The sequence below is a fragment of the Flagellimonas abyssi genome (genome assembly GCF_019457905.1).
Lineage (GTDB): Bacteria > Bacteroidota > Bacteroidia > Flavobacteriales > Flavobacteriaceae > Flagellimonas > Flagellimonas abyssi.
Genome location: NZ_JAHZSV010000013.1, coordinates 128,589 through 140,571, shown reverse-complemented (window position 1 = coordinate 140,571; position 11,983 = coordinate 128,589). Strand labels below are relative to the sequence as shown.

Annotated in this window: 11 protein-coding genes; 9 read left to right on the top strand and 2 right to left on the bottom strand. The window is 41.0% G+C overall.

Annotated features, from left to right (window positions below; all coding sequences use genetic code 11):
* The gene (locus K1F36_RS11085; RefSeq protein ID WP_220113876.1) at positions 1-726 is read right to left on the bottom strand and encodes a CDP-alcohol phosphatidyltransferase family protein; all 726 of its coding nucleotides are present in this window, start codon (positions 724-726) and stop codon (positions 1-3) included.
* 101 nt (positions 727-827) lie between these two features.
* On the opposite strand from K1F36_RS11085, the gene K1F36_RS11080 reads away from it, so the two are divergent.
* From K1F36_RS11080 to K1F36_RS11045, 8 genes are all read left to right on the top strand, one after another.
* Complete coding sequence (locus tag K1F36_RS11080; protein ID WP_258539027.1) at positions 828-1,997, top strand: lipoprotein N-acyltransferase Lnb domain-containing protein; 1,170 nt, start codon at positions 828-830, stop codon at positions 1,995-1,997.
* A gap of 21 nt (positions 1,998-2,018) precedes the next feature.
* Positions 2,019-3,890 (top strand): ABC-F family ATP-binding cassette domain-containing protein, encoded by a 1,872-nt coding sequence (locus K1F36_RS11075; RefSeq protein ID WP_220113875.1) that lies wholly within the window; start codon positions 2,019-2,021, stop codon positions 3,888-3,890.
* A gap of 62 nt (positions 3,891-3,952) precedes the next feature.
* The gene (locus tag K1F36_RS11070) at positions 3,953-4,393 is read left to right on the top strand and encodes a hypothetical protein (protein ID WP_220113874.1); all 441 of its coding nucleotides are present in this window, start codon (positions 3,953-3,955) and stop codon (positions 4,391-4,393) included.
* Positions 4,394-4,410: 17 nt separating this feature from the next.
* Positions 4,411-4,575, top strand: a complete 165-nt coding sequence (locus tag K1F36_RS11065; protein ID WP_220113873.1) for a hypothetical protein — start codon at positions 4,411-4,413, stop codon at positions 4,573-4,575.
* Positions 4,576-4,661: 86 nt separating this feature from the next.
* Positions 4,662-5,219 (top strand): cob(I)yrinic acid a,c-diamide adenosyltransferase, encoded by a 558-nt coding sequence (locus K1F36_RS11060; RefSeq protein ID WP_220113872.1) that lies wholly within the window; start codon positions 4,662-4,664, stop codon positions 5,217-5,219.
* A gap of 125 nt (positions 5,220-5,344) precedes the next feature.
* The gene (locus tag K1F36_RS11055) at positions 5,345-5,569 is read left to right on the top strand and encodes a DUF2795 domain-containing protein (protein ID WP_013551418.1); all 225 of its coding nucleotides are present in this window, start codon (positions 5,345-5,347) and stop codon (positions 5,567-5,569) included.
* A 134-nt stretch (positions 5,570-5,703) separates the two neighbouring features.
* A complete protein-coding gene (gene secA, locus K1F36_RS11050; RefSeq protein WP_220113871.1) occupies positions 5,704-9,066 on the top strand; it encodes a preprotein translocase subunit SecA in 3,363 nt (1,120 codons plus the stop codon).
* A 157-nt stretch (positions 9,067-9,223) separates the two neighbouring features.
* Positions 9,224-10,444 carry a sensor histidine kinase gene (locus K1F36_RS11045; protein ID WP_220113870.1) on the top strand — a complete coding sequence of 407 codons (1,221 nt, stop codon included), beginning with the start codon at positions 9,224-9,226 and terminating at the stop codon, positions 10,442-10,444.
* Between the two features lie 177 nt (positions 10,445-10,621).
* Here the strand turns inward: K1F36_RS11045 and K1F36_RS11040 are convergent, their stop codons facing one another.
* Positions 10,622-10,858 carry a hypothetical protein gene (locus K1F36_RS11040; protein WP_207032411.1) on the bottom strand — a complete coding sequence of 79 codons (237 nt, stop codon included), beginning with the start codon at positions 10,856-10,858 and terminating at the stop codon, positions 10,622-10,624.
* Positions 10,859-11,259: 401 nt separating this feature from the next.
* On the opposite strand from K1F36_RS11040, the gene msrA reads away from it, so the two are divergent.
* Complete coding sequence (gene msrA / locus K1F36_RS11035) at positions 11,260-11,955, top strand: peptide-methionine (S)-S-oxide reductase MsrA (RefSeq protein ID WP_220113869.1); 696 nt, start codon at positions 11,260-11,262, stop codon at positions 11,953-11,955.
* The last annotated feature ends 28 nt before the right edge of the window (positions 11,956-11,983 follow it).

Here is an 11,983-nt window from a genome sequence, read left to right as displayed (position 1 = left end):
CTACTTCTCGGATGGCATTAATAAAGAAGCCAAAACATAAAAAAGTATGATCACCGGTATAGCCAAAAACCGTAAGGTCAAAAGCAATACCAAGCTGCCAATGATAAACAAATAGCGAATACCGTTATCTTTAAAACCCCAATTTTTAAACTTTAGAGCAAAAAGTTTGATGGGCGAGTTCAACAAATACGAGCTCAAAACCGTCAAAATCACCAAAAACCATGGGTTAAGGATGATATTGCTCAATGTATCGTTATTATGATACAGAAGAATCATGGGCAACGAAAGAATCAAAAGAGCATTGGCCGGTGTTGGCAATCCTACAAAAGAAGAGACTTGATTCTCATCCACATTAAATTTGGCCAATCTGTAGGCAGAGGCCAAGGTGATGGCAAAGCCCACAAAAGGCAACAGGGTGATTTCTGCATCGTGACCAATGAAACCAAGGTTCCAACCGCCGCGTTCCGCCATGCTCAACAATTGGAACATAACCACACCCGGTACCAGCCCACTGGTGATCACATCGGCCAAGGAATCCAATTGCACACCTATTTCGCTCTGTACACCAAGCAGTCGTGCAGCAAGACCATCAAAAAAGTCAAAGAAAATCCCGATAAACACAAAAAGCGCGGCCCACTCTAAATGATTGAGCACCGCGAACACCGTGGCAACACAACCACTTAATACATTGAGCAAGGTTAAAAAATTGGGAATATAGGACTTCATGAAATTAGATTTCCGTAAAAATAAAGGAAAAATTAAACTGTGTACAACGGATAGTAGACCGAGTCGTTTTTATTATGATATTTGTTCTGATAAAATACATAATGAAAAGAAAGCTGCACTTATTATTTTTTTGCTTTGCCATTGGGAACTTTCTATTTTCCCAGACCCCGCAGCTCACTGAAAACTCTAAAGTAAGCTTGCTCACCTGTGCGGCTGGCGACGAACTCTATTACGCTTTTGGCCACAGTGCTTTCCGGGTACAAGATTCTTCTTTGGGAATAGATGTAGTCTATAATTACGGGACATTTGATTTCAATCAACCAAACTTTTACCTAAATTTCACCAAGGGCAGAATGATCTATTCCCTTTCTCGTAGAAGTTTTGAAGCATTCCTTTACGAATACGAATTGGAAAAAAGATGGGTAAAAGAGCAAATTTTAGACCTAAGCATACAACAACGCAACCAACTCCTCGCTTTTTTTGAAGAAAACTATCTGCCCGAAAACAGGGATTACCTATATGACCCGTTGTTGAACAACTGTTCCAGCATTACGGGAGATATCTTAAAAGAACAATTTGGTGAAGCCATTGTTTTTGATGGTTCATATCTCGAGAAACAATATACTTTTCGCCAGCTGGTAAGGCAGTTTATGGATGTAAACACATGGTCCATGTTTGGTATTGACCTCGCTTTTGGCTCGCCTGTGGACAGAAAGGCCACGGTTCAGGAACATATGTTTTTGCCTTATTACGCTATGGAGCAGCTACGGCACACCACCTTGAACGGAAAACCTTTGGTAAAAAGGGAGCGTACCATTTTAGACTATAGCGAGCATACCCAAAAAAGTTTTTTTCCGCTCTCCCCCCTATTTTGGTTTTTGATGTTCTTGGCTTTTACGGCCGTCATCACCTATTTTGATCACAAACACAAGACACGTAGCCGCTGGCTGGATTTTTCGCTACTATTCATTACAGGATTGGCAGGAACCTTTCTATTCTTACTCTGGGTAGCAGCAGACCACACATCCACCCCTTATAATTTTAATATTTTATGGGCATTCCCAACCAACGCAATCGTGGCTTTCGCCTTGGTTTTTCAAGATAAAATACCCCAATGGGCTCCAAAATACCTGTGGGCGGCTCTGGGGTTAATGGGCATAGTACTTTTGCTTTGGATAATTAAGATCCAGATTTTTTCTCCTGTCCTTATTCCTTTACTTTTGACGATGGCCATTCGATACCTGTACATCATCAGGTATTCCAAATTATAGATCGGCCCACAAACAATACCCATGAACTTACTAACGGTCGAAAACATATCAAAATCGTATGGGGAGCTGGTGCTCTTCTCCGATATTTCCTTTGGAATCAACAAGGACCAAAAGATTGCTCTTATTGCCAAAAACGGAAGCGGCAAAACCTCCATTCTCAATATCATGTCGGGAAAGGATACTTCCGAAACAGGCCAAGTAACTACCCGAAAAGGCATCAAAATCTCTTTTTTGGAGCAAGAACCCGACCTGAACCCGAACTTGACCATTGAGGAGACCATTTTTACTACCGACAATGAAATTCTGAAAGTAATTGCCAACTACGAAAAAGCAGTTGAGAACCCGGAGAATACAGAGCAGTACCAAAAAGCCTTCGAGGCCATGGACCGACTCAATGCCTGGGATTTTGAAACGCAGTACAAACAAATCCTCTTTCAATTACAGCTTTCCAAGCTCGATGCTAAAGTGAGCACCCTCTCAGGCGGACAAAAAAAGCGATTGGCCCTGGCCAACGCCCTCCTCAACAAACCCGACTTGATGATCTTGGATGAGCCTACCAACCACTTGGACCTTGAAATGATCGAGTGGTTGGAAGCATACTTCGCCAAGGAAAGCATCACCCTGTTTATGGTTACGCACGACCGCTATTTTTTGGATAGGGTTTGTAATGAGATATTGGAACTGGACAACAACCAACTATATACCTACAAGGGCAATTACTCCTATTACCTGAGTGAAAAGGAGGCCCGGATGGAACGTGAGGCCGTGGAGCAGCAAAAGACCAAAATGCTGTACAAAAAAGAATTGGACTGGATGCGCAGACAACCCAAGGCCCGTACCACAAAATCCAAATCCCGTATTGATGATTTTGCCGAAATCAAACAGCGGGCCCATCAAAGGCGCCAAGAGCACGAGGTACAATTAGAGCTGAACATGGAACGGATGGGAAGCAAGATCTTGGAGCTGCACAATATTTCAAAATCCTATGGCGATAAGACCATCCTAAACAAATTTGACTACAACTTCACCAAAGGTGAACGTGTTGGCATTATTGGTAAAAACGGTACGGGGAAATCCACATTTTTGAACATCATAACCCAACAAGAGGGTGTCGAGGGCGGTAAAGTAGTGGTCGGTGATACCGTAAAGTTCGGGTACTATACACAAAAAGGAATCCATGTTAAAGAAGGGCAAAAAGTAATCGATGTCATTCGGGAATTTGGTGATTTCATTCCTTTGAAGAAAGGACGCCAAATATCCGCACAGCAATTACTGGAGCGGTTTCTTTTCGACCGTAAAAAACAATACGATTTTGTTGAAAAATTGAGCGGCGGTGAACGTAAACGACTGTATTTATGTACCGTGCTCATTCAAAATCCGAACTTCCTTATTCTGGATGAACCTACCAACGATTTGGACATTGTTACGTTGAATGTTTTGGAAAGCTTTTTGTTGGATTTTCCCGGATGCTTGATCGTGGTCTCCCACGACCGTTATTTTATGGACAAAATCGTGGATCACTTATTTGTGTTCCGTGGAGAAGGTGTTATTGAAGATTTTCCTGGCAACTACTCGGATTACCGGACCTACGAGAGCAGTAAAATACTAGAGGAACGCGAAAACAAGAACACTTCTTCAGAAAAAACCGAGAACAATTGGCGGGACACCAGCAGCGGCAAACTGTCTTATTCGGAACAAAAGGAATACAAACAATTGGAAAAGGACATTCAAAAACTGGAAGAGAAAAAAGTAGTGCTCCAGAATAAGTTCACCGACCCTGAACTAGATGGGGACGAAATTGCCAACCTTTCCATTGAACTTAAAGAAGTAACCGACGCCATCGAAGAAAAAACAGAACGCTGGTTCGAGCTTTCTTCCATTTTAGAAGGATAAAAATGTGGTTCCGATTCATTTCATATCTAATTTTTTTAGCCAAATCCACCAATCAGCATGGCGTGCACTCCCCTTTTGTGTACCAGTACGTCACAAAATGTCTTTATTCCAAAAAAAAGTTACATAAGAACAAAAGCATCAATGTACTTCTCAAGACCATCGGCTATTTTGGCTTTCAAAATGTCAGCATTAAAAATACTCCTGAAGTCAAAGAATTGGTCAAACAGAATTTTCCTCATATCCAATTTGAAGAAAACACGGTCGACCTTCTTTATGTGGATAAAATAGATATGCTGTTATTTCAAAAAATATGCTATGAAGGAAAGTTGCACAACGACAGTCTTATCTTGATTGGCTCCATGTATAAAAACAAGGGAACTTTAGACCAATGGAAACATTTGATTGCCTTACCAGAAATCACCGTAAGCATAGATATGTATTATTGCGGCCTTATTTCCATCCGAAGGGAACAGGTAAAGGAACATTTCACGATTCGGATTTAAAACGGTAATTTTAGGTTATGGAAAATCTAGCATCAGACAACACCATTTGGTATGTTTTGGCCGTTTTGGGGCTTATTTATCTGATTATTTTGTTCAGAAACAGAAAAGGAACCAAACGCCGAAAGTCCCGTAAGTTTATGGAGGGCAAACGCCAACACGACAAGAACAATGAACAATATTAGCCAGAAATACAGATAAGCATCCCTGACTACTGACTACTGACTACTAACTACTGACTACTAACTACTGACTACTGACTACTGAAAAAATGAAGATATATACCAAAACCGGGGACAAGGGCACCACTTCTTTATTTACGGGCACACGCGTCCCTAAACACCACGTTCGTATTGAAAGTTACGGCACCATAGATGAACTCAACTCCCACTTAGGACTTTTGAGGGATCAGGATATGGATGAACATTCCAAAAAAACGCTTAGCCTTATCCAAGAAAAGCTTTTTACCGTCGGTTCCATATTGGCAACAGAGCCGAAAAAGGACAAAAGACTTAAAATTCCGCGTATAAGCTCAGAAGATATTGAATTTTTGGAACAGGAAATGGACAAGATGAACGAAAGCCTTCCAGAAATGACACATTTTATACTCCCCGGAGGGCATACCACCGTGTCATACTGTCATATTGCCAGAACAGTTTGCCGTCGTGGTGAGCGCATGATTTCCTATTTACATGAGAATGAACCGGTGCCGGAGAACGTTTTATCCTACATCAACCGACTTTCCGATTATTTGTTTGTTCTGGCACGCAAATTGTCCAAAGATTTAAATGCCGAAGAGGTCAAGTGGATTCCTGAGAAGTTAGACTGACAAAATCGCTTTTTTAGCCTAAATGTTTTGTCAACAATAAAATAATTTTTAAATAATGGTGTTTTTACTTGGCAGATTGGGTTTAAAAATTATTTTTGCAAAAAATTTAAAATCAAACCGTTACTATGTACTGGACTTTAGAACTAGCTTCATATTTAAGTGATGCGCCTTGGCCAGCAACCAAAGACGAACTGATAGATTACGCCATTCGAACAGGAGCGCCGTTGGAAGTTGTAGAAAATTTACAATCGATGGAGGAAGAAGGAGGCGAGATATACGAGTCAATCGAAGAAATTTGGCCCGATTATCCCACCGAAGAGGACTATCTCTGGAACGAGGATGAATATTAAATCCGAAAGCACAAACCACGTTAAAAAGTCTCATTTGAGGCTTTTTTTTATGTAATTTTGACAGCCTAGCCGAAGAATTCCATCCTAATCCCATCAATGGAACGGCTTTTGACAATCAAAAGAAAAAACATTTCATGAGTTTTATTAATTCCGTACTTAAGGTTTTCGTAGGAGATAAATCGGAGAAGGATGTAAAGTCCCTACAACCTTTGGTAAAAGAGATAAAATCCTTTGAGCAACAACTTGAAGGATTGTCACATGATGAACTGAGACAAAAAACAGCATCTTTTAAAGCAAGAATTGCTGAAGACTGTAAAGAAATCAACGATAAAATCGCTGCGCTAAAAGAAGAAGTGGAAAATTCGAACGACATTGATCGTAACGAAGAAATCTACTCCGAAATCGACAAGCTCAATGAGGAAGCCTATAAAATTTCCGAAAAGACTTTGGAAGATATCCTTCCCGAGGCCTTTGCCGTTGTAAAGGAAACTGCAAAACGATTTGCGGCCAACGAAACCTTAACGGTAACTGCCAGTGAATTTGACAGAGTACTTTCCGGCGACAAGGATTATGTTTCCTTGGAAGGTGACAAAGCGGTTTGGCAAAACTCATGGGATGCCGCAGGAAAAGAAGTAACTTGGGATATGGTGCACTACGATGTGCAGCTTATCGGAGGTATTGCGCTACATCAAGGTAAGATTGCCGAGATGCAGACAGGTGAAGGTAAAACTTTGGTAGCAACCCTCCCGCTCTATCTTAATGCATTGGCCGGTAAGGGGGCACACTTGGTAACGGTAAACGACTACCTTGCCAAAAGGGATAGCGCTTGGATGGCTCCGTTGTTCGAGTTTCATGGACTTTCCGTGGATTGTATCGACAAGCACAGACCCAATTCAGACGGAAGAAGAGCAGCCTACAACGCCGATATCACATACGGAACCAACAATGAATTTGGTTTTGACTACCTCCGCGATAACATGGCGCACACCCCAGATGATTTGGTACAGCGTCCGCACCACTATGCCATTGTCGATGAGGTGGATTCTGTATTGATTGATGATGCCCGTACACCTTTAATAATTTCTGGTCCGGTTCCCGAAGGAGACCGCCACGAGTTCAACGAACTAAAACCACAGGTGTCCAATATTGTTCAACAACAACGTCAGCACCTGACAGGAGTCTTGGCCGAGGCCAAAAAACTCATAAAAGAAGGAAATACCAAAGAAGGTGGCTTCTTGTTACTACGAGTACACCGTGGGCTTCCAAAAAATAAGGCACTCATCAAGTTTTTGAGTGAAGAAGGGGTCAAGCAATTGCTTCAAAAGACCGAAAACTTCTATATGCAGGACAATAATAGGGAAATGCCAAAAGTGGACGAAGACCTATTGTTCGTAATCGATGAAAAAAACAATCAAATAGAGCTTACCGATAAAGGAGTAGAATACATTTCCACCGATCAGGACAAAGAATTTTTTGTGATGCCCGACATCGGTAGTGAAATTGCCAAAATCGAGAACCAAAACCTCGAGATTGAAAAAGAAGCGGAGCTCAAGGAAGAACTCTTTAAGGATTTCGCCGTTAAAAGCGAGCGCATACACACTATGACCCAGTTGTTGAAGGCATATACCCTATTCGAAAAGGATGTGGAGTATGTGGTAATGAACAACAAGGTAATGATCGTGGACGAGCAAACAGGTCGTATCATGGACGGTCGTAGGTACTCGGATGGTCTTCACCAAGCCATAGAGGCCAAGGAGAACGTAAAAATCGAGGCCATGACCCAAACTTTTGCAACTGTTACCCTCCAGAACTACTTTAGAATGTACAGCAAGCTATCTGGAATGACGGGTACAGCGGTAACGGAAGCAGGTGAATTTTGGGAAATCTACGAGTTGGATGTAATGGAAATTCCAACCAATAGGCCCATTGCTCGTGACGATAGACAAGATTTGATCTACAAGACCAAACGGGAAAAATACAATGCCATCATCGAAGAGGTTACGAAACTATCTCAATCGGGCAGACCTGTATTGATTGGTACCACTTCCGTTGAAATTTCGGAATTATTATCCAAATTGTTGAGTGTCCGCAAGGTTCCTCACAATGTTTTGAACGCGAAGCTTCATAAAAAAGAGGCGGATATTGTTGCCGAAGCCGGTAAAGGCGGTATTGTTACCATTGCAACCAACATGGCCGGTAGGGGTACCGATATTAAATTATCCCCTGAGGTAAAAGAAGCAGGTGGTTTGGCCATTATTGGTACTGAGCGCCACGATTCCCGACGTGTGGACAGGCAGTTGAGAGGGCGTTCCGGACGTCAGGGAGACCCTGGAAGCTCCCAATTCTATGTTTCTTTGGAAGACAACCTGATGCGTTTGTTCGGTTCCGACCGAGTTGCCAAAATGATGGACCGCATGGGCTTGGAAGATGGTGAAGTGATACAGCACTCCATGATGACCAAATCCATTGAACGTGCTCAGAAAAAAGTAGAGGAGAACAACTTTGGTATTCGTAAGCGTTTGTTGGAGTATGATGATGTTATGAATGCCCAACGGGAGGTAATCTACAAAAGAAGAAGACACGCATTGGAAGGTGAACGCCTAAAAGTGGACATCGCCAATATGATCTATGATACTTCTGAAGCCATTGCCGAAACCAATAAAATGGCCGATGATTTCAAGAACTTTGAGTTCGAGCTCATCAAATATTTCTCCATCACCTCACCTATTGATGAAGAAGAATTCAAGAAAATGAGCTTTCAACAGATTGCCAATAAAGTCAACGACGAAGCTTACAAGTACTACAAAGAAAAAATGGAACGTAGTGCCACGGTTGCCTTCCAGGTCATCAAAAAGGTTTATGAAGATCAGACCAACAAGTTTGAGCGCATCGTAGTTCCATTTACGGACGGCATCAAGTCCTTGAACGTTGTGACCAATTTGGAAAAGGCGTACAATACCGATGGAAAACAGTTGATCACGGATTTTGAGAAGAACATCACACTGGCAATCATCGACGATTCTTGGAAAACGCATTTGCGTAAAATGGACGAATTGAAACAGTCCGTTCAATTGGCTGTTCACGAGCAAAAAGACCCATTATTGATCTATAAGTTCGAAGCTTTTGAGCTTTTCAAGGAAATGATCGACAAGGTAAACCGCGAAGTAATATCGTTCTTGTTCAAAGGAGAATTACCTTCCGAAAACACTGCTCAAATCCAAGAGGCCAGGAACGTTCGCAGACCAAAGGAGAATATTCAGACTTCTAAAGAGGAAATACCGAACAGCGATGAGTTGGCCGCACAGAACAGAGCTGCAGGCCAAACCCAGGGACAGCGACCTCAAGTAACAGAAACCATTATTCGGGAAAAACCGAAAATTGGAAGAAACGAAAGGGTTACCATTAAAAATGTAATGTCCGGTGAGAGCAAGACAGTCAAGTTTAAACAGGCCGAACCCCTTATAGACAAAGGAGAGTGGGTTTTGGTGAACGACTAATCCAAACCTTATAGCAAGTATAAAGTGGTAGTTATTAAAGCTGCCACTTTTTTTATATCAAAAACATAGTTAGATTTACATCGTAAAACACCCCATAAAGCTACTCTATTATACCGATTCAACCTTTTTATGATAGAGGGATATTCACGCGCAGCATATGAAAAGTCCTGGTAAGGATACATATAGGATACAAGATAAGATTACTTTGATACTAAAGGTAAATTACAATTCTTCCTTCTTTGCTGCCATCTTTGGATTGGTATGCTACTTCTTTTTGGGTATAGATGGCATTGTTCCATATACCTTTTGGGGCTATGCAATCATAAATCTGATAAATACATTGCTGTACAAGCAACATGAAAAATTGGTGCTCACCTATAACCTGACCTCCATTTTGTCTATGTTCGGCGCAATTGTGATTACCCTCTACAGCGGCGGTATAGACAGCCCGTTCGTTTTTGTTTTGGCGATAATAGTGTTTGCCGGTTATGTGACCACAAAAGTATTTGGCCAATTGTACCTCATACTGAATTTGGCCGTTCTCACCTTGCTTTTCCTATACGATACAGGTGATTTTAAAATATCTGAAAATACAATCCCTTTAGAATCGCGCGATTGGTTTGCTTACTTGAGCGCCATGTTCGCTGTATACTTGTTGGGAGGGGTATTTGGTAAAAATCTTTTAAGTGCCCACCATAGGTTGTACAAATCCCGTAATGAGATTCAGGAGCGTATAGATGAAAAAGAGATACTGCTGAAAGAGGTACACCATCGCGTGAAAAATAACTTACAGACAGTTTCGAGCTTACTGAGCCTACAATCTAGGTCTATTGACGATAGTAAAATCAGTAACATCATCAAAAGTAGCCAAAATAGGGTGGTATCCATGGCAATGGTACATGAAATGCTCTACAAGCGTGATGATTATCTATCCAAAATAGAGCTAAAACCATACGTTCAGGAGTTGTGCGACTATTTGGTTAGGTCCGTAAAAGGCAGCGTGAACGATGTAAAGGTCAATCTGGATATCAACAATTACAAGTTGAGCATTGACACGGTGATTCCCTTGGGCCTGATCATCAATGAAACCATTACCAACGCACTAAAGTATGGAATTGCAGAAGTCCAAAATGGTGAAATCCATGTTTCTGTAGAAAAAATTGATGACAATCGGTACAGAATGCACCTTGGGGATAACGGAATTGGTTATTCCGAGGAAATAAATCCAAAAACATCCAACTCACTTGGATTAAAACTCATCTACAACCTTGCACGACAACTAAGAGGCTCTATTACCAGGGACTATGCCAAAAAAGGAACCCACTACACTATAGAGTTTGAAGAAGTGATAGAACAGTTCAACTCTGTGGATCAGTAGAACAAGTAAGATTTGGCAGAAATGAAAAGGTCGGCTTACACCGACCATTCCTACCTATTTCCAATATAAACTTAAACTTCTATAGTTTTCTTTCCCTGAAAGAGAAGGCTATACTTGCCAAAACAAAGGCGATACTTAACGACAACACAAAAGGTATCAACATATCCAACATCATAATTAAGCCAATTTTGACTTATCGTTCTTTGTTTTAAAAGTAAGCTCTTTTTTGATTTTGGAGTTTTTAAACTTGTACAATCTAGCTGTTTTTCTATCCTTTCTGATTGTATGGTTGATTTCGATTTTCAACTCAACACCAACAGTAAGGGTATCAACTTTAGTTTCTTTGGGAGCATTTTGGGCAAAAGCCATGGTTCCGAAAAAAGTTACTGCGATAATGGTGAAAATTGTCTTCATTGTTCTGATTGTTTAACGATGTAAAATTACTTTCACGAACAAGGTCAAATCGATTTCCCTCGCTCAATGACACCTTTCTTTCGGTGAATAAATTTTTTTCGGGTGAAGTGCATTTTATCCTCGATGAGCGTTTTTGAACCTGAAAACAGCATAACGAAGGCATGTGCATTTCATCGATAATCCGCTTTGCAGTTCATCTGTAACCTACTGAACAGCAATAATTTGTTTGTAAGAAAAAGACTAGTTTTTTTGAGTTTATGTAAGAAAAATGGCTAAAATTGACATTTGTCAATTTGAAACATAGGAAGGAGGTATTTCATCTTTAAGAAGGATGATTAACATTTTTTAACGGCCATCCAAGTAATTGTTGGTATCTTATTACTACTAAACAAGAAACTAAAATGAAAATCGTGAGAACTCCATTTTTAATTCTACTCCTAATGGCATCCATAAGTTGCCAACCCAAAAACAAATCCGACAAGCAAGAAGTTGCCCAAACAGAAGAATCGGACACCCAAATGGCGGGGAAAATGAGCGAGGAACAACTCCAAAAATACGAGACGGCTTATTTTGCCAGCGGATGCTTTTGGTGCGTGGAAGCTATTTTTGAAAGCGTAAAAGGCGTTAAAGAAGTATATTCTGGATACTCTGGAGGCGCGGAAAAGAACCCTACCTACGAAGAAGTTTCCTATGGCAGGACGAACCATGCAGAAGCGGTAGAGGTATTCTATGACCCTGATGTGATATCCTTTACCCAATTGGTCCAAGTATTTTTTGGTTCCCACGACCCCACGACCCTAAACCGTCAAGGGCCCGACCGCGGTGCCCAATATCGTTCCATTGCCTTTTATAAAAACGACAAGGAAAAAAAGATCATTTTGGATTACATGGATAAACTTAGGTCCGAAAATGTATATGGTGACCGCGCTATAGTTACCGAGGTGACTCCTTTTGAAAAATTTTATAAAGCTGAAGCATATCATCAGGACTACGAAAAACGTAATCCGAACAACAGTTATATCAGAAATGTTTCGATTCCTAGGTTGAATCGTTTCAAAGAGAACTTTAAGTCCTACCTAAAAGAAGATGCTCATTGATAAGTGATGTGGTAGATGCTGGTCGTTG